The organism is Thermovibrio sp. (genome assembly GCA_015488335.1).
In the GTDB taxonomy this organism is placed as follows: Bacteria; Aquificota; Aquificia; order Desulfurobacteriales; family Desulfurobacteriaceae; genus Balnearium.
On record WFNZ01000020.1, the window covers coordinates 1 to 23676 of the forward strand.

Consider the following 23676-nt stretch of genomic DNA (forward strand, 5'->3'; position numbering starts at 1 on the left):
ATCTTATTATTTCTGGACTATGGCTTGAAAAGATGACATAAACCCCATTTTCAGATAAAGTTTTAAGTATATCTATCAATTTAAATCTCAATGAAGGGTGAAGATGAACTTCAGGTTCTTCAATGATAAGAAGTGAGTTTTGTGAGATGAAGTTTCTTTCTATTAGAAGCTGAAATAAACCGAAGAGTTTAATTCCTGAAGCAACAAGATTTATGTGAAACTTGTATTTGCCTTTGCGAAAAATAAGTCCTTCTTTCTGGTCATATTCAAAACTTCCTCCTATTAGGTTCTTTATCATTTCGTATATATTTTCAAGTTCTATTGTATCAGCGACTCCAACATTTTTTATATCGTGCAGTATATCCCAGTAAATGTCAGGGATTCCATAATTATTAGGATACATTGATCTGTAAAGAGAAATTCCTTTTTCTATATCTAAAATTATTGGTGTCGCTATAAAATTTGAGAATCTTATGGTTATATCTGGTAAAATTTCCTCATCCGAGTAGGTTATTTTTCTTTTAAATGTTGGTAAAATAGTGATTGAGCACTTCCTTTTTGAAGATATTACCTCTATAATAGCCCTTTTCTTCTCCGAGCACTTGTTAACTAAATTTCCTAAATTCTGCTGAAATATCCATCTGAATTTTTGCTCTACATTTTTTAATGATATGCCTCCAACTGTAAACTTACCATAAGTAAGATTTTTATCTCCAACCTTATGATAAGCTGAGAAAATTCCATAAAGAGCCCGTAATATAAAGGATTTGCCAGTTTCGTTCTTTCCTGCAACAACCGTAAAAGGTTTTATCTCAAGCTCAGCTTCCTTAATAGGGCCGAAGTTGGTGAACCTAAATTTCATAATTTAACTATCCTAATCTGATTTGATTGATAAATTGATGTAATATTAACAAATCTATCTTGTCTTTCAAGAGCTATACGTTCCTTGCTTTTTTGAGGCGGTTTTGGACGAGTTCGGCAACTGCGTAGTAAACTTCTTTCCTTTCTTCTTCGGTTAGGCCGAGGGAGTCAAAAACTATGTCGTCAAGGGCTTTCCTGTCTGGGAGAGGATTCGGTTCCTGTTCTCTTATCGGTTTATCCGGGTCAAAGCCGAGCTCAGTGAAGATGGAGTAAATAGGTCTATATAAAATATCAAGTTTCTTTGTAATTCCTTTTACCAGAAAAGTGAATTTGTTTCTAACATCTTCTACAGGCAATTCAATTATTGTTATAGCTCCTGTCATTTCTCGTGCCATAGTTTCTATAAATATTCTATCAAGTGTAGCGTTTAGAGAAACGACAAAATCAAGGTCTGCAATCTGAGTGTTAGTTAACTCAATATAATAGTTTCTCTGGTCTGTAGGATAATTGTTGATATTCCAAAAGAAAGCGTATCTTTCGCCAATACTCTTCCACCATAAAAATTTCATGTTGTTTTTTTCGTTTAATTGATACCAAAATTCTCGGGTTTTACAAGTTGGCCTATTATGAAACCCCTGTTTTTCTCCCCATTTTATATAGTCAATTGCAAAGGTTCCCGAAAGTTCACTTCTGTTCTTGTTGCACATGAAAACTCTATACTTCAGGTCTTCTTCCCGAACGATTATTGTTTTAAGTTCTCTGGGGCTTTTTATTACGGGCTTTAGGAACTCCTTTTCTACTAAAAAGAGTTTGTAGTCCCTTGCGTTCTTCCCCCATTTGCTGGGTTTTATAACTCTAAGGCCTGCTTTTTTTGTCTCTTCAATTGATTTAAAACCTCTAAGATTTTCTACTCTCTCAAGTTCTGTGTTGTCAATTCTGTCGGTTACGTCTTCAACGTAGAAGAACTCGTTGGCTCCGGTTGTAAAACCTCTTTTAACTTCAGCAATATCCCCAAGCCTTACGAGTTTCCCTTTTCCCTTTTTGAGGATTGTAAAGAAGATGTCGGGAGCTCTTAAAAACTTCCCTCCCCACTTGTTGGCCTCGTATTTGCCGTCTCTCGTTCCGTCTCTTAAAAGGTCTTTCTGTTTCACAGGGAAGACTCTAAAGTTTTCGGTGTTTATGACGTTCTCTGCAAGCTCTGTAAGGTCTTTGTCCTCAACCTTTGCCTCTGCCTTTTCTATAAACCAGATAAGGTTTTTAAACTCATTGGCGTTTACAACCTGCTCAAAGGGGATTTTCCACATTACGAACTTTGCGGTGTTTTCAAGGTTTTCTCTCTCTTTTTTCCTGTCTGTTGGAGCAGATGTAAAGACAATTACGGTGTTAACGTCTGCCTCTTTGAAACTCCTCTTGCTCTGGTTGTCGTTTATTGAGTGAATCTTTGTTCTCCTTAAGAGGAACTCCTGCAGTGATTTTCCAAAGCCGACGTCAAGCCATGAGTTTGAGGTTATAAAGGAGAGGGTTCCTTTATCGTTTAGTAGGCTCAGGGCTTTAAAGTAGAAGTAAACGTAGAGGTCTGCCTTGCCGTCGGGCTTGAACTCCTCTCCGTAGAGGTTTACAACCATTTTCTGAAGTTTCTCTTTGTATTCTTTTTTGAGCTTTTTCCACTCTGAATCTTTATAGTCTTCCTCGTTTTCCGTCGGCGGGGCTATCTTCTCCTGCCTTACGTAAGGCGGATTTCCTATAACGATGTCAAACCCCTTTTTGTCTTTATCGTAAAAGACCTCAACAAAGTCAATGTCGTATATAAAAGGCCTTTTTCCTTTGTTTAGGGCCTCTTTAACCTTTTTCCACCTTTTGAGCTCCTCTTCATACTCTTTAATTTTCCTCTTCTTCTCTTTCTCAAATAGGTCTTTTTCTCTTTTTGATTCTTTTCCAAACAGGTCTTTATCGTAGTGGTAATTCTTTCCTTTTTCAGTAAGTATTTTCCTCTCAAGCTCTCTTATCTTTTCCTCTACTATCTCTCTGAACAGGTTGAGCTCCTCTTTTTCAATTTCATCTTTTTTAGGAGCTCCCTTTTCGTTCTTTGCATACTTCAGCTTCTTCTCTTTCAGTTGGGTTATCTTCCTCTTTATTCCCGGCGATAGTGGAACGGATGAGCGGAGCTCCCTCCTTTTGCTCCTTAAGATTGAGAAATCTATCCCTCCAAACTCCTCTACAAGGCTATCTCCCGGCCTTACTTTGAATGAGAGGTTGGGCAAAAGAGGTTTTATGAGAACTTCCTGAGGTTTAAGGTCTGCTTCAACCAAGAGGAAGAGCCAGAGGCGGAGTTCTGCAATCCTAACGGCCCACTCCATTACGTCAACGCCGTAAATGTTGTTTTCTATTATCTGTTTTCTCAGAGCGTAGCTGCTCTTCCTGACTTTCGGGTCAAAACGGTAGAGCTTCTCGTAGAGTTTATAGATGGCGTCTACCATTCCTACTAAAAAGGCTCCGCTACCGCAGGCAGGGTCAAGGACTTTTAGACTGTTGAGAGCTCTCTCTAAGACCTCAAAAGTTTCCCTGTTCTCAGGTGTAAAGTCCTCGTCAAAGATGAAACTGTAAACGGTCTCTTCGGGGAGCTCCGTGTTTTTAAGCAGATAGTAGAGGAGAGATTGGGTTACCATAAACCTGATTTCAGGTTCTTTTGTATAAACGATACCTTTAAGAACTCCCTCTGCATCTATCTCCTTTTCAGGGTTATTCAGGGCGCTTGAGGAATCTATATGAACAAGCTTCTCATAAACTGTTCCTATGAATTCAGGGTTAACTGCAACGTCTCTGTCGTCTTCTAAATCCTCAACGATTGTAAAGTTGTAGCTGTTAAGAAATGGAATAACTCCCTCATTTTCTCTTCCGAAAGGGTCTTCTTTCAGGAAAAAGTCATCCGGTACTTCAAACTCAAGCTCGTCAAGTTCGTTTTCCTCAAAGAGGCCACCGTTGAGGTAGGGAGCTTGAAGTAAAACTTCTCTTACTCTCTGTGGTAGGTAGCTGTACTTTGAGTTTATTTCCCCCTTTTTACCGCTAAATGCAGAGAAAAAGAGAGGTTTCAGCCACTCTGAATAAAAAGTTCCCTCTTTTTCTGGGTTTTCAGAAACGAAATCTTTATACTCCCTTACTAAGAAGTCAATCAAGGTTTCATCGCCGAGTGGTTTGAACCACTCTTTTTTCTTCTGGATAAAGTATACAAAAGTTAACCTGTTTAGGAGCTGATGGGCAGCCTCTTTTGATTTCCTCTCCGGCTTTTCAGTTTTACCCTTTATCTGTTCGTATATTTTTGCCCAGAGTTTCCTGAAGTGTTTTAGGTACTGGGAGAAAAACTCCTCATTAAGTTTTTCAACGCTGAAGATTTCAAGGAGCTCTTTGAACGTTGGATTTTTAGAGTTGTAGAGCCTGAAAAGTTGGTTAAGAACTGTTTTAGAGGCTTCTCCTTTTCCGAGCAGAAATGAAAATCGCTTTGGAGAGGAGAGGAGCTCCTTTAGGCCGTCGCTATCGTAGATGTAGCTCTTTGCTACAAGTGACAGTTTCCAGACTTCAGATTCAGGAACGTAAAAGGCAACCAGCCCGGCATCTGAGCCGTATTCGTCTAAAACTCTTGCTACAAAATCTCTCTGTGTTTTCCTCGCCCTTTCAAGGCTTGACTCTTTTTTGAGCTCAACTGTTATGAAAAGAATTCCGTTCTGGTCGCTGTCTCTGTAAATTCCAAGAACTTCAGCACTTTCAATTATTTCTCTAAACCTTTCAGGGTATTCTTCTATAGAGATTGCAAAGTTTTTTGTAAAGTCTGCCGATTCAAAAACAGTTTTTAAGAATGACTCAAAGTTTTCTTTGTCAAAAGAATTCTCTATTAGCTCTTTAATTCTCTCGTTAAAAATCTCTGTAGACATTCTTTCTCTTCCCCACTCTCAGTATTAGAATTACAAGCTGTCTGTCATTAATTTCAAAGATGGCTCTTATCTTTCTGGCTATAATAAATCTATAAAACTTATCGCTTCCTTTAAGTTTTCTTACTTTCTTTGTTTTCTTCAAAAGCTCAAAGTTTTCTGAAAGATATTTTAACTTTTCGGCAATGAAAACCCTCTCATCAGGTGCAAATTTTTCTAAATCCTTCCTTGCAACTTCTGATAAGAGGAGTTTATACATCTATTCCAAGCTCCCTGAAGACCTCTTCAGCGTCATAGACTTTCATTTTCCCCTCCTCTACTTCTCGGCTTATCTTTTCTGCAACTTTCAGGTCTAAATAGTCAAAGTAGAAGTCAAGTGCTTTCTCTACAATTTCACTCTGGGAAATCCCAAGGAGCTTTGAAAGTGTGGAGAGCTCCTCTGCCAGCTCTCTGTCCATGCTTATGAGTTTTTTAGTTGTTGCCATAAGTCCTCCGTCAATTCCTGTTTGATATATCTGATTATATATCCTCTACTGCGGCTAAACAGTAATTTCTCATCCAAAATACTGGGATAGGATAACCTCTATGTGAGAACTTTCCTCAGCAGGCGCTTCCATACTTTTAGAGTTTTCTAAGTCAAAATTCCCTAAAAACTCTTTTACGGCTTTAAGCTTGGCCTCTATAGTTTTCGCACTTTTAACATTTTTAGATAAAGTCTTGAGGACTTTCCTGGGGAAAGTTCCCTCGTTTATCCGTTCCATCAGGTTTACAACCGCTTCCCTTTCCTCTCTGTCCTTTATGGTGTTCTTTAAGGCTTTTAACTCCTTAAGTAGCGCTTTTTCATCCCTTGATAGGGTTTTTCGTGATGCCTCTTCGGCTTTCTGCCTCTGGAGAGCTCCCTCAAAGGCTCTCCTGTTCTTATAGTACAGCTCGTAGAACCTATCGACCGGAACTTTTATTCTTTTCTCGTTCCTATCGGTTTCAAGGAGCTCCACTGCACTTAAGAAGTCAATTTCTTTAGCAGGTTCATCCCCGTAGGAAATAAAGATTTTTTTAAGTTCGCCTTTTTTAAAGAGAGTTATGAGGAATTCTCTTTTAAACTCCCTTCCTGAGCGGGCTTTTTTTGGAAGTTTTTTGATTTTCTCAAAGAGCTCAGGTTCCTCTTTCTTTATTCTTCTCAGCTCCTCTACGTACTTGAGGATTGAGCCCTCCTCTTCCTCCTCTTTAGGGTTGTTTATCCTGTTAAAGAGACCGTGGGCGTCAACCTCTTCTTCTTCAGTTAGGTATTTTGCGTCCTCTCCAAGTGCCTGGTGAAAGGCCTGGAGCTTTGCAACTGCAGCTGCCTCAAGTCCTAACTCTCTTTCGGCTACTCCTACGGGGAAAAAGTTGTAGATGTGTATCTCCTTAAACTCTGTTCCTACTCTGTTAATCCTTCCGACCCTCTGTAGAACTCTCGTTGGATTCCAGGGGATGTCGTAGTTAACTATAACGTTGGCCCTGTGGAGGTTTATACCCTCTGCAAGGACGTCTGTTGTTATCAATACTCTTATATCGTCTTCCATAACAGGTGCGTTGGGGTCAAAGTTTGCAATGATTTTCTTCCTTACGGGAGCTCCCGATTTTGAAGAGTAAACCAAAACAGAGTTTCCAAAAACGTTGCGGAGCTCCTTTCCAAGGTATTCGGCAGTTTCAGAGGATTCAGTAAATATCAGAATCTTTTTGGCTTTAGATAGAACGGGGTCTTTTCCCGTTAGGAACTCCAAGAACCTGTTAAGCTTTGGGTCTTCTTTAACCTTTTCCCACTCCTCTTTAAGGACTCTTATAGTTTCTGTATCCTCTTTAAGGTTTTTGTAGAAGTTCGGAGAAAGTTCTTCCCGTTTATACCTCTTTACCTTTCCACTCTCTACAAGCTCCATCAGTTCATCAATTGAGTCCTCCTCAAGGAGCTCGTAAACGTCCACCTCTTTACTGACGTAAACCTCTCTCCTCTCCTCAAATATACTTAAGAACTTTTCGTGGGAGTCTAAGAACCTCTCAAGGCTTTTCCTGAACGCTTCAAAACTGCTCTCAAGCCTCTTTAAGAGGAGCGTTTTCATAAGGCCGGCAAGGTTTTTTTGTGATAGAAATTCTGGGTCGTTCTCCTTTAATTTCTCCTTTAGGTAGAAAGAGGGTGTATACCTTGCGTAAGAAAGGTTGCCAATTGCTTTTATTGTTCTGTCGTAGAGATTGTCTAACTTACTATCTAGCTTATAGTATACCCTTTTAGGAGACTTTACTTTGGGAAAAGAGACTCCTTGGGTTTTCAGGTCTTCTCCGTAGAACTTCTCAACCTCTCCTCTTGTTCTCCTCACCATTACGTATTTGAGTATTTTGTCCCTTATCTCTTTTCCACAATCCTTTAAAACTTCCCTGTACTTGTGTGGATTTTTCCTCCTGTCTACTTTTTTTATCCTGTTTTCAAGATTTTTGAAGAATTCCTCAAGGTTTGTAACGCCGGGTATTGTTGATCTGTACCTGTTCTGAAAGAGGAGAAGCTGGTTCTTTATGTCTGAGGGCCTGTTGTTGTAGGGAGTGGCCGTTATCAGGATTACTTTCTTACCCTGACATATTGAGTGGAGATTAATGTAAGCTTTTGTCCAATCGTTCCTGAACCTGTGGGCTTCGTCTACAACAACAACCGGATAGTTTTTAAACTCTGAAAGCTCGCTTTTCTCTTTCCTGCTGAGGATTCCTGATGAGACGACTTTTGCAGGAACTCTGAACTCTCTCAGGATATCCTCCCAGTAGTCTGTAAGGTGGGGAGGAGCAAAGACTAAAACCTTTTTCCTGAGTTTTGAGCAGAGCATTGCAGCAATAAAGGTCTTTCCGAGTCCAACAACGTCTGAAAGGAAAACGCCGTTATGTCTTCTCAGTTTCGATTCAGCGTCTGCAACGGCTTCAAGCTGATACTTCAGTTTTTTAAATCCTGGAGGCAGAAAGATGAAATCCTCTTCTTTATCGTAATCAATCTGGTCGGAGAGGAACTCGTAGAGAAACTTTAAGTAGAGCTCGTAAGGAGAAAGAGTATCGTTAAGCCACGTTCTCTCCTTAACAGTTTTAACAACGTCTTCCGATATCTCTACAGACTCATTCCAGAGGGCTTCAAACCTTTCAATAGCAAACTCAACGTCGGCTCTGTTTTTAAGCTCTACGTTGAACTCTAAATTTTCCTTAAGTCCTGAAATTGTAAAGTTGGAGGAGCCTGTTATCACCCTTCCAACGTCTATTCCGCTCTTGCTCCTAAAGATGTAGAGCTTTGCGTGGAGAGGAGAGTGGGGGTAGTACTTAATCTCAACTTTGCCGCTCTGAACCCACTCTAAAAACTTCCTGATTGCTCTTTCTCTTTCTTCAGAGTCTTCGTAGCTTCCGCTGGAGAGCTCCCTTACTACTTCCTCTAAATACTCCTCTTTAGCCTCTTTGAGGTTTTTGGCTCTGTCTAAGAGCTCGTAAACTCTCCTCTCAACTTCCATTCCAACGATAATTCTTATCTTATCTACCTTTTCAAGCTCTTCGTAGAGTTGGTATATACCGGAAAGGTAGAAGTAACCGACTATTATGTTTAACTCTTTTGTATCCCTGAAGAGGGTTTTGAAGCGGTCTATCAGCTTTCTGCCTTTCTCGTTTGTGAAAAAGGTCAGGTCGTTAACTGCTGCAGTCAAACTGCCTCCCTGTTTTAAATCTTTCTTCCTATCTCGAGGAGCTCCCTTGAGTGAAGGGATAGGTAAGTATCTTCTCTAAATTTAAGTTCTCTGAGAGTTTCAAGTTTAAACGCTTTATCTATTGAACCGAAAGAACCTCTGAAAGCAGAAATTCCGTCCTCTCCAAGGATTTTTGGAGCGTAGAAGAGTGTCAGTTTGTCAACAAGGTTCTCAGAAAGAAGAGACCAGGAGAGGAGAGCTCCCCCTTCGCAGAGAACGGAGTAGATGCCAAACTCCTCTTTTAAGGCGGTTAGAGCCTCTTTCAGATCTAACTTTCCGCCAAGGTCAAAGACGGGTAGGAGCTTCACCCCAAGGTCTTTCAGGATTCCGGCCTTGTAGGAAAAGAGTGATTCCTGAGCTGTGATAACTATCAGCTCTTTTGCTCGCTCTTTCACAAGGTAGCAGTTTGTCGGGATTTTCAGTTGTCTGTCAACAACCACTGCAAAGGGTTGCTTCTCAACGGGAAATTCTCTAACGGTTAGCTTAGGGTTGTCCTTTAAGACTGTTCCTATTCCAACCATTACGGCGTTGTGCCAGCTCCTCAGTTTCTGGACGAACCTCCTTGAGGCCTCTCCCGTTATCCACTTTGAGTTTCCATGCCTGTCTGCAATTTTCCCGTCTAAAGTGAGGGCAAGTTTTAAGTTCAGAAAAGCTCTCTTTTTCAGCGTATTTACAACGAAATCCTCTATCAGCTCAAAACACCTCTTCTTTAAAACTCCGGTTTTTACTTTTATTCCGGCAGACCTTAACCTCTCAACTCCTCCGGCTGCAACTGGGTTTGGATCTCTTACACCGATTACGACCTCTTTTATTCCGGCCTTTATTATTTTCTCTGTGCAGGGTGGGGTTCTCCCGTAGTGGTTGCAGGGCTCTAAGGTTACGTAGAGGGTTGCTCCCTTTGCCTTTTCTCCTGCCTTTGTGAGTGCAACGGCCTCTGCGTGGGGAAGTCCCGCCCTTTCGTGGTAGCCTGTAGCGATAACTTTTCCGTTTTTTACTACTACTGCTCCAACTGCAGGGTTTGGAAGTGTTTTTCCCTTTGATTTGTAGGCTTCCCTTATTGCAAGGTTCATAAACCGGATGTCTTCAAGGGTAATCCTTTCCATCAGACGTTCCTGTGGAGAACGTAGAAGATGAGGAGCCCGATAAGGAAGATGAGAATCCCTATCTGGGCTCTGATTTTCTTTTTAGAGTTCAATTCCTACTCCGTGAGGAAGTTCATTGCCTTTCTAACCTCTTCCATCGTTTGAGAGGCTATCTCTTTTGCTCTTTTAGAGCCCTCTCTGAAGATGTCTATGAGGTCATCTCTCTTTGAGAGGAGCTCCGCCCTTTTACTCCTTATGGGCTCTAAGAACTGGTTTAGGTTCTTTGCGAGCTCCCTCTTACACTGAACGCAGCCAATCTCTCCCTTCCTGCAGGATTCCTCTATCTCTTTAACCCTCTCTGCCGGTGTGAAGATTTTGTGGTATGAGAAGACCGAGCAGACTTCAGGGTGGCCGGGGTCTGTTTTCCTTACCCTTGCCGGGTCTGTAACCATAGACATCACCTTTTTGTTTACTTCCTCTTCTGTGTCTGAGAGGTAGATGCAGTTCCCGTAAGATTTGCTCATCTTCCTTCCGTCTAAGCCTGGAAGCTTTGGAGCCTCTGAGAGGTATGGCCTTGGCTCCGGGAAAATATTGCCGAAGAATCTGTTAAAGCGCCTCGTTATCTCACGGGAGAGCTCTAAGTGGGGAAGCTGGTCTATTCCAACTGGAACCGTGTCTGCCTTGTAGAGGACTATGTCTGCAGTCTGGAGGACCGGGTAGCCTAAGAAACCGTATGTTGCAAGCTCTCTGTCTTTAAGGTTCTCCATCATCTCTTTGTAGGTTGGGTTCCTCTCAAGCCACCGAACGGGTGTAACCATTGAGAGGAGGAGGTGGAGCTCCGCGTGTTCCTTCACCCACGACTGAACGAAGAGGGTGCTCTTTTCAGGGTTTAGGCCTGAGGCCAGCCAGTCGGCCATCATCTCAACGGTGTTCTCGGATAGTTTGCTCGTGTCGTGGTAAGAGGTGGTTATTGCGTGCCAATCGGCTATGAAGAAGAAGCTTTCAGCTTTATCCTGGAGTTTCAGCCAGGTTTTGAGAGCTCCGAAGTAGTTTCCAAGGTGGAGCTTTCCCGTTGGCCTCATTCCGGAGAGAACTTTCTTTATATCCTTTGGCTCTTCGTACTTCTCAAAGGCAATCTTCATCTCTTTGTCAACGTTGCTTATAAGGAGCTCCCTCTCCACTCCTACTCCTCCACTTTCCCGTATTTTTCCATGATTCTCCTGTAAACTTCCCTGTAGCTCTCAACAACTTTACCCATGTCTTTCCTGAACCTGTCCTTATCAAGGACTTCTCCGGAGGACTTATCCCAGAGCCTGCAGGAATCTGGAGTTATCTCGTCTGCAAGGAGTATCTCTCCGTTGTGCCTTCCAAATTCTAATTTAAAGTCAACGAGTTCAATATCTATCTCGTCAAAGAACTTCTTTAAAAGCTCGTTTACCTTAAGGGCAGTTTTTGTCATGTAGCCCAGCTCTTCCCTCGTTGCCCAGCCGAAGAGGTAGACGTGGTTGGGGCAGACCATAGGGTCGTGGAGCTCGTCGCTCTTGTAGAAATACTCAACTAAAGGCTCTTTTAAAGATGTTCCCTCTGGAACTCCGTATCTTTTTGAGAAGCTCCCTGCGGCGATGTTCCTTACGACAACCTCAACGGGGATAATCTCGCACTTTTTGACAAGGAGCTCCCTGGGAGAGAGCCTCTCAACTAAGTGAGTTTTAATTCCATGTTTTTCAAGGTATTCAAAGATTGCCGTTGTTATTGCGCAGTTTATGACTCCCTTATCCTCAAGAACCTCTTTTTTGGTTCCGTCAAAGGCGGTTGTATCGTCTTTGAAGTAGGTTATTACAAGGTTATCGCTATCTGTGGCGTATACGATTTTTGCCTTTCCTTCGTAGAGTTTTTCTCTTTTCTCCATTTTTCCTCCAAGTAATGTTTCCCTAATTATAAGCTATTGATAGGTGTATAATAGTTTGCTCCACAACCTTTAGAGAGAGGAGATATGAAGGAGTTCTGCGGAATCTTTGGCATATACAACAACCCCAACGCTGCTTACTACACCTATTTAGGCCTTTACGCCCTTCAACACAGAGGACAGGAGAGTGCCGGGATTGCCGTAACAAACGGTGAGAGGATAACCTACTACAGAGACTTTGGTCTTGTCTCCTCGGTTTTTACAGATGAAAGTTTGAAAAAACTTACGGGCCACGTTGCAGTTGGACATAACAGATATTCAACTTCTGGTGCTTCAGACTCTCCCGATAACATCCAGCCGATAGTTGTTTCCTACAAACACGGTCAAATGGCAATAGCACACAATGGAAACCTTGTTAACGCCTTAGAGCTCCGCGAACAGTTAGAGGAAGAAGGTTCAATCTTCAGAGGGACTTCAGATTCAGAAGTAATCGTCCACCTGATAGTTAAGTCTAAAAAGAAGAAATTTTTAGAGAGGCTCATGGACGCCCTTTCAAAGCTGAAAGGCGCCTACTCTCTTTTAGTTATGACAAACAAAAAGCTCATTGCCATTAGAGACCTGTGGGGATTCAGACCTTTATGTATGGGGGAGCTTGACGGAAGCCCTGTTTTTGCTTCAGAAACCTGTGCCTTTGACCTTATAGGAGCCCGTTACATAAGAGATGTTGAACCGGGAGAGGTAATTCTTATAGAAAACGGCCAGATGAAAAGCTACAGAATACCAGGAAGCGAAGGTGCAAGACGTTCCCAGTGCATCTTTGAGTTTGTCTACTTTGCCCGTCCCGACAGTAAGATTTTCGGAAAGAGCGTTTACGAGGTAAGGAAGGAGTTTGGAAGGCTCCTTGCAAGGGAAAACCCCGTTGAGGCAGATATAGTCATTCCCGTTCCAGATTCAGGCGTTGTTCCGGCTCTGGGGTACTCTCAGGAGAGCGGGATTCCCTTTGAGATGGGACTTATCAGGAACCACTACGTTGGAAGGACTTTCATAAAACCCCAGCAGAAAATGAGAGATATTGGAGTTAAGGTGAAACTCAACCCGGTGCCGGAGCTCCTTAAAGGAAAAAAGGTTGTCGTTATAGACGACTCCATCGTTCGTGGAACTACCAGCCGTAAGATAGTAAGAATGCTTAGAGAGGCTGGGGCAAAAGAGGTTCACATGAGGATAAGCTCTCCGCCAACCAGGTGGCCTTGCTACTTCGGAATAGATACGCCAACCAGGGACCAGCTTATAGCCTCAAGCCATTCAGTTGAGGAAATTTGCAGATATATTGAGGCCGACTCTTTGGGATACCTTTCCCTTGAGGGAATGATAAACGCGGCCGGTGGAGATGGAATGGGCTACTGTACGGCCTGCTTCAACGGAGACTACCCTATAGAAGTTCCAGAGAGAATAGTTGAACAGGCAAAGAAGGAGTAGTGGTGCGCCTGGCGGGACTCGAACCCGCGACACCAGGATCCGGAGTCCTGGGCTCTATCCAGCTGAGCTACAGGCGCCTTTTGTTGAGAAATAATATAGTAGTGTAAGAGAGTTATGAGAAGTCTTCTTAGTGGTTTTTGCTTAATGGCTTATGTTGTATCTATATCGGTTTTCACTGTTTTTATCGTGAAGATAATTGATGTTCGTTCAAAATGTACAAAGGAAAAGGCAGTTATTTCAAGGCTTATTTCTGAAATAAAGGGTTTTAAGGATGAAAATAATAGATTACTTGTGAAATTCTACAAAGATGTTCGTCCAAAATTGGTGGATAAGAAAACTAAAGATTTGAAAATCCTCCACGAGAATGAGGTTAAGTACCTTAAATGAGAGCTCTTTTCGTTCTTAGAAATTTTATACAGAAGTTTTATAAATTTATAAAACCCTTTAAAGACGAGCGCTTAAATCTTTTCTTCTTAATGTCTATTTTGTTAGTTCTTATTTATGGATACAGAATTCTTGATTTATCCTACTTTAAAGGAAATTATTGGATAGAGAAAGTTAAAAACCAGTTCTATGGTGTTATAAAACTCGCCCCGCCCCGTGGTTCTATTCTGGATAGAAACGGGACAGTTCTTGCAGTTAGTGAAAAAGTTATCTCTTTTTACATAAGGCCTTCCGAGGTAAAAGATTGGAATCTTTTGAAAGAGATAATTCTCAGGAAAGACTCTGTACTGAACCAGTATTCGGCTCAGAAGAAGATTCCTTTTGAGAGGTTGAGGGAGCTCCTCTCTCCTTTTTCAGAAATTACCGAAAAAGATCTTGAAAGCGCCTATAAGAAGAAGTTTACAGTTCTTAAGAAAAACGGTAGAGTGATAAAGATTCCCTTTGTTTGGTTGAAAAAGAGGCTTCCTTTAAGTGTAGAAGAGAGTGCACGGGCTGTGAGGGTAGCTTTGAGGATCTACTATACCCTATCTGGTGAAAACAGGTTCCGTAAAGAGTATCCAGATCTTTTAGGTTTTACAACTGAGTACAAAAGAGTTTATCCCTATGAGATAGGTTCAACGGTTGTCGGTATAACCAGTCCCTTTGGAGAAGGGCTTACCGGTCTTGAGAGGTTCCTGGAAAAGAGGAACTTGATAACCGGTAAGATTCTGGAGCTCTCTGGTAGCAAAGACGCCAGAGGGAGGGTTTACCTTGGAACAGATGCAACAGTTTTCATTACGAAAGAGAAGGGTAATAACGTTGAACTGACAATAGACGGGAACCTTCAGTATATAGTTGAGAAGGTTATATCTGAGTACGGAGAGAAGTGGCATCCTCTCTTTATAAACGCTGTTCTTATGGATCCGAACACAGGAGAGATACTTGCAGCTGCTTCCTGGCCTTTCTTTAACTATGAGGATCCGAAAAAGGGTGGTCCTTTAACTCCTCGTTATGCCGTTACACCCTACGAGCCCGGTTCTGTCATGAAGCCTCTGGTTCTTGCTGCCGCCCTTAACGAGGGACTGATAACTCCAAACACAATTTTCTACTGTCCTGCCCGCTATAAAGTGGGGGATAAAGTCTTTAAAAATGAGTTCCACGGAAGGAACGTTAAACTCAGGGCCTGGGAGATTATCCAGTATTCGGACAACGTTGGAATCATCCAGGTGGCCCAGCTTCTTGGAAAGGAAAAGCTCTACAAGTATTATAGGGCTTTCGGTTTTGGGAAAAAAACAGGGGTGGAGCTCCCCGGAGAGAGCCCTGGAATCCTGAGAAACTGGAAGAAGTGGAGAGATGTTGACTTTGCTACTCTCGCCTTTGGCCACAACATATCGGTTACAACACTTCAGCTTGCAGCTGCCTACTCTGCCCTTGTAAACGGTGGAATTTACTACAAACCAACTTTTTTAAAGGCTGTTTTGGACGATAAAGGAAGAGTAATTAAAGAGTTTAAGCCCGTTGCAGAGAGAAAGGTCCTTTCTGAAAAGGTTTCCAAAGAGATGAGGAGAGTTCTCACAATGGTTGTTGAGGGAGGAACGGGAACTGCAACGAAATTTGTGAACTTCTACGTAGGTGGAAAGACGGGAACAGCTCTCAGGTACAACCCAAAGATTCACGGCTACGATAAAACGAAGATAAACGCTACTTTTGCTGGAGCCTTTCCAATGACAAACCCAAAGTACGTTCTGGTTGTTAGTGTTGTTGAGCCGAAAGTTCCAAAGAACATGCTCTGGGCAAGCAAGATTGCCGTTCCAATATTCAGGGATATTGCAGAGAGAGTTCTTCTTTATGAAAGAGTAGCTCCGGATAAAAAGTTGTATTTCATTGATAACAGCGGATGCATAGAGTCAAAAGATATAAACCAGAATTTTGTGTTTAAGAACGGTCTTCAGCAGAAGAAAAAGTAGTAGAATACGGCAGAAATTAAGGTGTGGAGAGGTTGTAAATGGTTGTCATAGAACTTCCCGACGGAAGCAGGCTAGAGTTTGAAAGGGAAACAAATGTAAAGGAGATAGCATCAAGGATTTCAAAGAGTTTAGAGAAAAACGCCGTTGGAGCTCTCTTCAACGGAGAGCTGATAGACGTCCACACTCCCATAAGGGAGAGCGGGAGGATAAAGATAGTTACCCCGAAAGACCCAGAATCCCTTGAAATACTCAGGCACAGCGCTGCCCACATCCTTGCAAAGGCCGTTAAGAACATCTACGGGAAAGACAAGGTAAAGCTTGGAATAGGACCTGCAACAGAAGAAGGTTTCTACTACGATTTTGATCTCCCAGTCTCCATCTCAGAAGAAGACCTGCCGAAAATTGAGAAGGAGATGGAGAGAATCGTTAAAGCCAAAGAGCCATTTAAAAGACAAGAAGTAACGAGGGAAGAGGCGAGAGAGCTCTTCAAGGATGACCCGTATAAGATAGAGCTCCTTGAGTCAATTCCGGAAAACGAGCAAATAACAATTTACTGGTTGGGAGAGGACTTCTTTGACCTCTGTAAGGGGCCCCACGTGGAGCACTCCGGAATGGTTAAGGCCTTTAAGCTCTTATCTGTTGCCGGTGCCTACTGGAGAGGAGATTCAAGGAACAAGATGCTCCAGAGGATTTACGGAACCGCCTTCTGGAAGAAGAAAGACCTTGACGAGTATCTCCACAGGCTTGAAGAGGCTAAGAAGAGAGACCACAGAGTTCTCGGGAAACAGCTTGACCTCTTCTCCATATACGAGGAGGCGGGTCCCGGCCTTGTCTTCTGGCACCCGAACGGAGCAATCATCCGGCAGGAGATAGAGAAGTGGGCTGAGGAGGAGCACAGGAAGAGGGGATACCAGAGGATATACACGCCTCACATAATGAAGGCAGACCTTTGGAAGACTTCCGGCCACTACAACTTCTACAGGGAAAACATGTTCTTCGTTCCTGTTGTTGAACACGACGAAGAAGAGAGGTTAGGAAACGACGAGGTCCCTTTAACCTGTGAAGAGATAGAGGAAGCACACTGGTATGCCGTTAAGCCGATGAACTGCCCCGGCCACATACTCATATACAAATCTCAGGTGAGGAGTTACAGGGATTTACCCTTAAGGTTCTTTGAGTTTGGAACCGTTTACAGGTATGAAAAGAGCGGTTCCCTACACGGTCTTTTAAGGGTTCGCGGTTTCACTCAAGACGACGGCCACATCTTCTGCCGCCCCGACCAGCTTAAAGAGGAGATTCAGGGAGTTCTTGACTACGTGATGGAGCTCCTTTCAACATTCAAACTTGACTACGTGATAAACATTGGAACGAAACCGGAAAAATATATCGGAAGTGATGAGGCCTGGGAACACGCAACGCAGGCTCTAATAGATGCCCTTACAGAAAGAGGATTTGACTACAACATAGTTGAGGGAGACGGAGCCTTCTACGGCCCTAAGATTGACATAGCCGTTTTAGACGCCATTGGCCGTAAGTGGGACGGCCCAACGATTCAGGTTGACTTCAACCTTCCAGAGCGGTTTGACCTTACTTATGTAGACAGAGACGGCCAGAAAAAGCGCCCTGTTATGGTTCACAGGGCCATAATGGGAAGCATAGAGAGGTTTATCGGCCTTCTCATAGAGCACTACGCAGGCCTCTTTCCAACCTGGCTTGCTCCAACGCAGGTTGTAATAATTCCCGTAAGCGACAAATTCTTAGACTATGCCGACGAAGTTTACAGGAAACTTAAAGAGACCGGAATAAGGGTTAAGTTAGACGATGAAAGCGCTAAAGTTGGCTACAAAATACGTAAGGCTGAAACGATGAAAATACCCTACATGCTCATAGTTGGTCAGAAAGAGCAGGAGAGTGGAACGGTCTCTGTTCGCTCTAAGCGGGAAGGAGACCTTGGAGCTATGGAAGTTTCCCAATTTTTAGATAAAATCCTGACTGAAATTAGAGAAAAACTTTAAACCGATTGAGGAGGAGGTTAGCCATCAGTAAGAAGCTTAACGAAACAAGGGTAAACGAGAGAATAAGGGCAAGAGAAGTTCTCGTAATTGATGAAGACGGAACAAAGCTGGGGGTAATGTCAACCAGAGAAGCCCTCAACATTGCAAGAGAGAAAGGCCTGGATCTTGTAGAGGTTTCTCCTAATGCCAATCCGCCTGTCTGCCGGATAATGGACTACGGCAAGTATAAGTACCAGATGCAGAAGAAGATGCACGAGGCCAAGAAGAAGCAGAAAACCGTTGAGGTTAAAACTGTTAAAGTTCGCCCAAGGACAGATGAACACGACATGCAGGTTAGGATTAAGCAGGCCAGAAAGTTCCTTGAGAAAGGGAACAAGGTTAAGGCTGTTGTTATGTTTAGAGGAAGGGAACAGGCACACGTTGATATAGGTGAAGCACAGCTAATGAAAATTTACGAGGCTGTTAAAGATATTGCAGAAATAGAGAAGAAGCCCAAGAAAGAGGGCAGAGACATGATAATGATACTTGCTCCGAAGAAGAAATAGGCCTATAATTCCAGCCTGTTTAAAAACTTTAGGAGGCTTGAGGATGCCAAAGATAAAAACCCGCAGGTCTGCAGCCAAGAGGGTGAAAGTAACGGCTACAGGTAAGATCAAGCACTGGTCTCCCGGAAAGAGCCACATCCTTACAAAGAAGAGCCGTAAGAGGAAGAGAAGGCTCAGGAAGGCTAAATACCTTGAAGGAGCCCAGGCTGCAAACTACAAACAGCTAATTATCTACATGTAATCCAGATGCTGCGCAGGCAGAAAGACCCTGAAAGGGCGCCTGCAGCTCACTAAAGGAGGAGTGAAATGAGAGTAAAGTACAGCCCGAGGAGAAAAAGAAGGAAGAAGCTGAAGAAACTGACAAAAGGTTACTTCGGCGGCCGTTCAAGGCTCTACAGGACAATGAAAATTGCCGTAATGAAGTCCCTCTTTTACGCCTACCAGCACAGAAGGACGAAGAAGAGGGATTTCAGGAGGCTCTGGATTGCCCGTATTAACGCAGCTGTTAGGCCTTTTGGTATCAACTACAGCAGGTTTATCAACGGCCTTAAGAAGGCTGGAATTGAACTTGACAGGAAAGTTCTCGCAGACATTGCTGTAAGAGACCCAGAGGCTTTCAAGGTAATAGTTGAAAAAGCTAAAGCTGCACTTCAATAAAATTCATACTAATGATATTTTAGATAGCCCGCATCTTGCGGGCTTTTTTAGTCTACGCAACCGTTTAGATACTACCAGTTCAGGTGAAACGTAGTCAAAGAAATTCCATTGGCACAATAACAAAATTTAAATTCTATTAACTAATACAGATAAAAGGCTTCTGAAAAGACATAAAAAGTTTTGCCTAGTTCAGATAAAACTACAGAAGTAGCCAGAGTTCTCAACTGCTCAAAATCTAGTTTAAATCCCACTAGTCCCACTAGTTCAGATAAAACCACTTTATAGTCCTGCACAGCTTTTGAGAAAATCATGTTTAAATCCCACTAGTTCAGATAAAACATCATTATCAAAGATATGCAAAATTATATAATCATTAGTTTAAATCCCACTAGTTCAGATAAAACCAGTTGTAAATCATATCTAAAGTAGTAACTTCATCGTTTAAATCCCACTAGTTCAGATAAAACCGTGTTCGCTCATCGTTTCTTGAGTGCTTTGAACAGCGTTTAAATCCCACTAGTTCAGATAAAACGCCCGATTTAGCTTATTCTAATAGTCAAAGAGCTACAGTGCCTAACTCCAAGTATATAGAATGGTGGAGGGACGGTCAAGTGCAGCAAATCGTCTATGAGTTTTTTATGAAAATCTAACAAATTTTGAGAAATTATTTGAGTTGCAAGGTTTTAAGCAACTTTCTTCAAATTTGTAGCTCGCCGCAGAGTTAGGTTATGCTAACAACTGAGGAAATAAAAAACCCCCGCTTCTGCGGGGGGTAAACGGTTTATTTCATAAGGCAGGTTACTTGTTGTCTTCCTTGTTATCCTCTTCCTTCTTTTCAGACTCCTCAGCAGTCTTTATCTCTGCCTGTTTGGGTGGGAGCTCCTCCTTCTCAACGTTAAACGTAAACTCTCCCTTCTCTTTGTCGTAGTCAACAACTACTGTATCTCCTTCTTTGACAGAACCTTCAAGTATCTTCACAGAGAGAGGAGTCTCTATCTCCCTCTGAATTGTTCTCCTGAGAGGCCTTGCTCCAAACTCTGGAACATATCCTCTCTTAGCAAGCTCGCTCTTGGCAGCATCTGTAAGCTTAACTTTAATACCCCTTTCCTCAAGGCGTTTATTGAGCTTGGAGATAAGAAGATCAACAATCTTCTTAATCTCTTCCTCACTGAGAGGATGGAAGATGATTATCTCATCTATCCTGTTAAGGAACTCAGGCCTGAAGCGTTTTTTAAGCTCGTTCATTATTTGCTCTTTAATCTTGTCGTAGTTCTTCTCAAACTCCTCTTTGGAAAGGTGCATCAGGTATTCAGAACCCACGTTGCTGGTCATGATTATTACAGTGTTACTGAAGTCTACAGTTCTACCTTTAGCATCTGTAAGTCTTCCATCATCAAGTATTTGAAGCAGGATGTTGAAGACGTCTGGGTGAGCTTTCTCTATCTCATCCAGTAAGATTACACTGTAAGGCTTCCTTCTAACAGCTTCTGTAAGCTGGCCGCCTTCCTCGTAACCTACGTATCCTGGAGGTGCACCGATAAGCTTGGAAACGGCATGCTTCTCCATGTACTCAGACATGTCAAGTCTGATAATGGCACTCTCATCACCGAACAGGTATTCAGCAAGGGTCTTAGCGAGTTCTGTTTTACCTACACCTGTAGGTCCTAAGAAGAGAAAACTACCGAGGGGCCTGTTGGGGGGCTGAAGGCCTGCTCTTGCACGTCTGATGGCTTCGGAGATGGCCTTGATGGCTCTCTCCTGACCGATAACCCTCTTGTGGAGCTCCTCTTCCATCCTGAGGAGTTTCTGAATCTCCTCCTCCTGGAGCTTGGAAGCAGGAATACCTGTCATTTCAGAAATAACCTCTGCAACGTCTTCGGCCGTAACAACAGGTTTCTCCTCGCCCTGCTCTTTGGCCTTCTCCATCTTCTCCTCAAGTTCTTTTATCCTCTCCTCAATCTCTTTAATCTCCTTCTTGAGCTTGGCTGCCCTGTCAAACTCTTCGTTCTTAACAGCCTCGTCAAGTTCTGCCCTTAAGGAGTGGAGCTTCTCTTTAAGTTCAGAGAGTTCTGGTGAGCTGTAAGTAGCCTCTATTTTCTTGCGGGCACAAGCTTCGTCAAGAACGTCAATAGCCTTGTCCGGCAGGTATCTTCCTTGAATGTACTTCTTGGAGAGCTTAACGGCAGCTTCAATGGCGTCGTCTGTGATTTTAACGCCATGGTGCTCTTCAAGTTTTGGCCTTAAACCCTTGAGCATGAGAATAGCAGTTTCTATGTCTGGCTCGTCAACCCATACGGGAGCGAAACGCCTTTCAAGTGCCGGGTCTTTCTCAATGTACTTCCTGAACTCGTCAACAGTTGTAGCACCGATAACTCTTATCTCTCCACGGGCAAGGGCAGGCTTCATTATGTTTGCAGCGTCCATTGAGCCTTCAGCGGCACCGGCACCAACAACGGTGTGGAGTTCATCAATAAAGAGGATGATGTTTCCTTCCTCTTTAACTGCGTCAAGAACCTGTTTGAGCCTCTCCTCAAATTCACCACGGTATTTAGTTCCAGCAACAAGGGCTGCCATGTCTAAGGCAACAATCCTCTTATCCTTAAGGTTGTCTGGAACTTCACCGTTTGCAATCTTCTGAGCAACACCTTCAACGATGGCAGTTTTACCTACACCTGCAGGTCCAACCAAAACGGGGTTGTTCTTAGTTCTACGGGAGAGTATCTGAATAACCCTCTTAATCTCGGTTTCACGGTCAATAACAGGATCAAGCTTGCCTTCTTCAGCAAGGCCTGTAAGGTCAATACCGAACTTCCTGAGAACTTCAGGAAGTTGCCTGCCACCTTTTCCAGCTTTAGCACCAATCTCACGGGAAACTTTAGTCCTGCCTTCCCTGTATTTCTTAACAGCTTTAAGGGCTTCGTCTTTTTCAAGGCCGAGCTTAAGGAGTATTCTGTAGGCCATTCCTTCAGGAACTTCGTAGAAGGCAAGGAACAGGTGCTCAAGATCTACGCTGCGGGCTTTCATCTGACGGGCTATGTCTAAGGCAGCGTCAAAGACTTTCTTTAAAGTTGGAGTGATGTATATCTCTTCGTAACCAGTGTAACTTCCGCTTGGAAGTCCTAAACGTCCTAATCTATCAACCTGCTCCCTTATGAACTTCTTGGCTCTAACAGGGTCGTAACCTGCAAGTGTAAAAATGTCAAGAATTGGTGAACCGGGAAGTTCCACCATTGCAAGGAGCAGATGTTCTGTATCTACATACCTTTCACCAAGCTGTCTTGCAATTTCCTGAGAAAGCAGAATTGCATCTTTTGCTCTGCCGCTTAAAACGTCCCAGATGTTCATCTCTCTCCTCCTCTTATCTGTTTAGTATCTGTATGAGTTTTTCTCGGTTAAGTTCGTCAAACTGGAGCTCTGAGAGGAGCTCCACAAGCACAGCTCTGGCTTCCTGGTCAAGTTTTTCGGCCAGAGCTTCAAAAAGGCGTTCAATGTCGTCTTCCATCTTCAGGATTATGCTCGTTCCAGCTACGTTAACTCCCCTCTCTCTGGTGAGAGAGACAATCCGTTTAATTCTAATTAAGTCTCTTTCAGAGTAAAGGCGAGTTTTTCCCTCCGTTCGCGAGGGTTTTATTAGTCCCTCACTTTCGTAGAATCTAAGGGTTTGAGGGTGAACTCCAGCAATTTTTGCTACGATGCTTATCATATAGACCGGAGTGTCTTTGTCAATCACCGCCCGTTCCTCCTATTCTCTTATCATAAGAATTTAGTAATCTTTAAACGGTATGTCAACTATCTTAAAAAGTTATTTTAAGTTTGGAACGGGCAGTAAAACCTCAGTAGGGTAATTTCTCCCAGTCAACGTTCTCTTTTATCCAGTTTACGTAGAGAGGAATACCCTCCTCTATCTGAACCTGGGGATACCAGCCTAAAATTTCCCTAGTTTCTGCAAGGTCTGCCTCCGTGTAGTTCTGGTAGAAGTCGTAAGGGTTGTCAAAGTATTCGGTTTCTATGTCAACCCCTAACGTTTTCTTAATTATTTCAACAACCTCGTTAAATGTTCTTGCTCTGCCGGTTCCAACGTTTACAACACCGCTTCTTTCAGCAAAAAGCCCTTTTATGTTGGCCTCTACACAGTCCATAACATAAACAAAGTCTCTCTTCTGCTCTCCCCACTTAAAGAGCCTTGGCCTTTTGCCCTTTAGAATCTGAACTGTAAGCTGGAGAACCATGCTTGCCATCTTTCCCTTGTGTGACTCCCTTGGGCCGTAGACGTTAAAGTAACGGAGGCCGATAACGGGAATTTTCGGGTTTTCTGCCATAAACCGGTAGGCGTACCTGTCCATCGCAAGCTTTGAGTAGCCGTATACGTTCTCAGGCTTTAAACCGCTGTGAACTTTCATCGGTGGTGGAGTGTTCCCGTAAACTGCGGCAGAGGAAGCGTAAACCATCCTTCCCTTTGACTCTCTCACAATTTCAAGTAGGTCTTTAAAGGCCTCGCAGTTTACCTCCATCATACGGCGCTGATTCATGTCTGTAGTGTCAACGTTTGCAGCTTGGTGGAGAATTGCATCAAAGTTGTACTTTCTCAAGTTCTCCAGGGTTTCGGGTTCGGTAATTGAACCTGTTATGACCTCTCCCTCAAAGTCTATTAAGTTTTTAAAGGTTCCTTTGGAGAAGTCGTCTAAAACGAAGATTTCCCAGTCTGGATACCGTTTTTGAAGCTCTAAAGTTAGGTTTGAACCGATAAATCCTGCTCCTCCAGTAACAAGGACTCTCATTCTCCAAGCTCCCCTTTAAGGTGTGTTTCGTATCCCTTGCTCTTAAAAAACTCCTTTAGGGCGCTGCCGTACTTTTTTGCAAGGTTCCAGCTGTGAAAGACTCCGTAAGTTGCAGCTTCTTCAAGCTCATCTCCGTTGAAACGGACTACGGAAACTCCCCACTCAAACTTCTTTAAGCTATCGTCTAAATAAACTCTTTGAACGAACACGTCGCAGATTTTCTGGTTTTCTCCTAAGTAATCTGAGAGCTCCTCAGGAGACTTTCCTAATGCATCGGCCATTAGTTCTCTGAAAAATTCGTCCATA

19 protein-coding genes and 1 tRNA gene are annotated in these 23676 nt (G+C 43.0%); 7 read left to right on the forward strand and 13 right to left on the reverse strand.

Annotation, left to right across the window (positions count from 1 at the left end; translation table 11 throughout):
* From F8H35_RS01720 to purC, 8 genes are all read right to left on the reverse strand, one after another.
* On the reverse strand, positions 1 to 862 hold an 862-nt coding region (locus tag F8H35_RS01720), incomplete at its 3' end, for an AAA family ATPase (RefSeq protein WP_472571847.1).
* A 73-nt stretch (positions 863 to 935) separates the two neighbouring features.
* Positions 936 to 4787, reverse strand: a complete 3852-nt coding sequence (locus F8H35_RS01725) for an Eco57I restriction-modification methylase domain-containing protein (protein ID WP_472571848.1) — start codon at positions 4785 to 4787, stop codon at positions 936 to 938.
* The gene (locus F8H35_RS01730) at positions 4768 to 5043 is read right to left on the reverse strand and encodes a type II toxin-antitoxin system RelE family toxin (protein ID WP_472571849.1); all 276 of its coding nucleotides are present in this window, start codon (positions 5041 to 5043) and stop codon (positions 4768 to 4770) included. The genes F8H35_RS01725 and F8H35_RS01730 overlap by 20 nt, the downstream gene beginning before the upstream one ends.
* Complete coding sequence (locus F8H35_RS01735) at positions 5036 to 5269, reverse strand: ribbon-helix-helix domain-containing protein (RefSeq protein ID WP_472571850.1); 234 nt, start codon at positions 5267 to 5269, stop codon at positions 5036 to 5038. The genes F8H35_RS01730 and F8H35_RS01735 overlap by 8 nt, the downstream gene beginning before the upstream one ends.
* Positions 5270 to 5338: 69 nt before the next feature.
* Positions 5339 to 8482, reverse strand: a complete 3144-nt coding sequence (locus F8H35_RS01740; RefSeq protein ID WP_472571851.1) for a helicase-related protein — start codon at positions 8480 to 8482, stop codon at positions 5339 to 5341.
* Between the two features lie 14 nt (positions 8483 to 8496).
* Positions 8497 to 9624: a bifunctional diaminohydroxyphosphoribosylaminopyrimidine deaminase/5-amino-6-(5-phosphoribosylamino)uracil reductase RibD gene (ribD, locus tag F8H35_RS01745; RefSeq protein WP_472571852.1), complete on the reverse strand. Its 1128-nt coding sequence runs from the start codon at positions 9622 to 9624 to the stop codon at positions 8497 to 8499.
* Between the two features lie 95 nt (positions 9625 to 9719).
* Entirely contained in the window at positions 9720 to 10706 is a 987-nt protein-coding gene (gene trpS, locus F8H35_RS01750) for a tryptophan--tRNA ligase (protein ID WP_472571895.1), read from the reverse strand.
* 80 nt (positions 10707 to 10786) lie between these two features.
* Positions 10787 to 11512, reverse strand: a complete 726-nt coding sequence (purC, locus tag F8H35_RS01755; RefSeq protein WP_472571853.1) for a phosphoribosylaminoimidazolesuccinocarboxamide synthase — start codon at positions 11510 to 11512, stop codon at positions 10787 to 10789.
* An 84-nt stretch (positions 11513 to 11596) separates the two neighbouring features.
* Here purC and purF point away from each other — a divergent pair, with 84 nt between their 5' ends.
* Positions 11597 to 12985, forward strand: a complete 1389-nt coding sequence (gene purF, locus F8H35_RS01760; RefSeq protein ID WP_472571854.1) for an amidophosphoribosyltransferase — start codon at positions 11597 to 11599, stop codon at positions 12983 to 12985.
* Here the strand turns inward: purF and F8H35_RS01765 are convergent.
* Positions 12986 to 13062, reverse strand: a tRNA-Arg gene (locus F8H35_RS01765).
* 109 nt (positions 13063 to 13171) lie between these two features.
* Here F8H35_RS01765 and F8H35_RS01770 point away from each other — a divergent pair.
* The 6 genes from F8H35_RS01770 (at position 13172) to rplT (ending at position 18592) form a co-directional block, all read left to right on the forward strand.
* Positions 13172 to 13372 (forward strand): hypothetical protein, encoded by a 201-nt coding sequence (locus F8H35_RS01770; protein WP_472571855.1) that lies wholly within the window; start codon positions 13172 to 13174, stop codon positions 13370 to 13372.
* A gap of 89 nt (positions 13373 to 13461) precedes the next feature.
* Positions 13462 to 15375, forward strand: a complete 1914-nt coding sequence (locus tag F8H35_RS01775; protein WP_472571856.1) for a peptidoglycan D,D-transpeptidase FtsI family protein — start codon at positions 13462 to 13464, stop codon at positions 15373 to 15375.
* 38 nt (positions 15376 to 15413) lie between these two features.
* Positions 15414 to 17390, forward strand: a complete 1977-nt coding sequence (gene thrS, locus F8H35_RS01780) for a threonine--tRNA ligase (protein ID WP_472571857.1) — start codon at positions 15414 to 15416, stop codon at positions 17388 to 17390.
* Positions 17391 to 17395: 5 nt separating this feature from the next.
* Entirely contained in the window at positions 17396 to 17935 is a 540-nt protein-coding gene (gene infC, locus F8H35_RS01785; RefSeq protein ID WP_472571858.1) for a translation initiation factor IF-3, read from the forward strand.
* A 43-nt stretch (positions 17936 to 17978) separates the two neighbouring features.
* Positions 17979 to 18176, forward strand: a complete 198-nt coding sequence (gene rpmI / locus F8H35_RS01790; RefSeq protein ID WP_472571859.1) for a 50S ribosomal protein L35 — start codon at positions 17979 to 17981, stop codon at positions 18174 to 18176.
* 65 nt (positions 18177 to 18241) lie between these two features.
* Positions 18242 to 18592, forward strand: coding sequence for a 50S ribosomal protein L20 (gene rplT / locus F8H35_RS01795; protein ID WP_464904999.1), 351 nt, complete (start codon positions 18242 to 18244; stop codon positions 18590 to 18592).
* 798 nt (positions 18593 to 19390) lie between these two features.
* Here the strand turns inward: rplT and F8H35_RS01800 are convergent.
* From F8H35_RS01800 to F8H35_RS01815, 4 genes are all read right to left on the reverse strand, one after another.
* A complete protein-coding gene (locus F8H35_RS01800; RefSeq protein WP_472571860.1) occupies positions 19391 to 21937 on the reverse strand; it encodes an ATP-dependent Clp protease ATP-binding subunit in 2547 nt (848 codons plus the stop codon).
* Between the two features lie 13 nt (positions 21938 to 21950).
* Positions 21951 to 22322, reverse strand: coding sequence for a MerR family transcriptional regulator (locus F8H35_RS01805; RefSeq protein WP_472571861.1), 372 nt, complete (start codon positions 22320 to 22322; stop codon positions 21951 to 21953).
* A gap of 103 nt (positions 22323 to 22425) precedes the next feature.
* Positions 22426 to 23370, reverse strand: coding sequence for an ADP-glyceromanno-heptose 6-epimerase (gene rfaD / locus F8H35_RS01810; protein ID WP_472571862.1), 945 nt, complete (start codon positions 23368 to 23370; stop codon positions 22426 to 22428).
* Entirely contained in the window at positions 23367 to 23675 is a 309-nt protein-coding gene (locus tag F8H35_RS01815) for a hypothetical protein (RefSeq protein WP_472571863.1), read from the reverse strand. Before F8H35_RS01815 ends, rfaD begins: the two co-directional genes overlap by 4 nt.
* Between the last annotated feature and the right edge of the window lies 1 nt (position 23676).

Excerpts from the sequence above, each read along its gene's own strand:
- F8H35_RS01725 (WP_472571848.1), bottom strand. The coding sequence starts at position 4,787 with ATGTCTACAGAGATTTTTAACGAGAGAATTAAAGAGCTAATAGAGAAT.
- F8H35_RS01730 (WP_472571849.1), bottom strand. The coding sequence starts at position 5,043 with ATGTATAAACTCCTCTTATCAGAAGTTGCAAGGAAGGATTTAGAAAAA.
- F8H35_RS01735 (WP_472571850.1), bottom strand. The coding sequence starts at position 5,269 with ATGGCAACAACTAAAAAACTCATAAGCATGGACAGAGAGCTGGCAGAG.
- ribD (WP_472571852.1), bottom strand. The coding sequence starts at position 9,624 with ATGGAAAGGATTACCCTTGAAGACATCCGGTTTATGAACCTTGCAATA.
- purC (WP_472571853.1), bottom strand. The coding sequence starts at position 11,512 with ATGGAGAAAAGAGAAAAACTCTACGAAGGAAAGGCAAAAATCGTATAC.
- purF (WP_472571854.1), top strand. The coding sequence starts at position 11,597 with ATGAAGGAGTTCTGCGGAATCTTTGGCATATACAACAACCCCAACGCT.
- F8H35_RS01775 (WP_472571856.1), top strand. The coding sequence starts at position 13,462 with ATGTCTATTTTGTTAGTTCTTATTTATGGATACAGAATTCTTGATTTA.
- thrS (WP_472571857.1), top strand. The coding sequence starts at position 15,414 with ATGGTTGTCATAGAACTTCCCGACGGAAGCAGGCTAGAGTTTGAAAGG.
- rpmI (WP_472571859.1), top strand. The coding sequence starts at position 17,979 with ATGCCAAAGATAAAAACCCGCAGGTCTGCAGCCAAGAGGGTGAAAGTA.
- rplT (WP_464904999.1), top strand. The coding sequence starts at position 18,242 with ATGAGAGTAAAGTACAGCCCGAGGAGAAAAAGAAGGAAGAAGCTGAAG.
- F8H35_RS01800 (WP_472571860.1), bottom strand. The coding sequence starts at position 21,937 with ATGAACATCTGGGACGTTTTAAGCGGCAGAGCAAAAGATGCAATTCTG.
- rfaD (WP_472571862.1), bottom strand. The coding sequence starts at position 23,370 with ATGAGAGTCCTTGTTACTGGAGGAGCAGGATTTATCGGTTCAAACCTA.
- F8H35_RS01815 (WP_472571863.1), bottom strand. The coding sequence starts at position 23,675 with ATGGACGAATTTTTCAGAGAACTAATGGCCGATGCATTAGGAAAGTCT.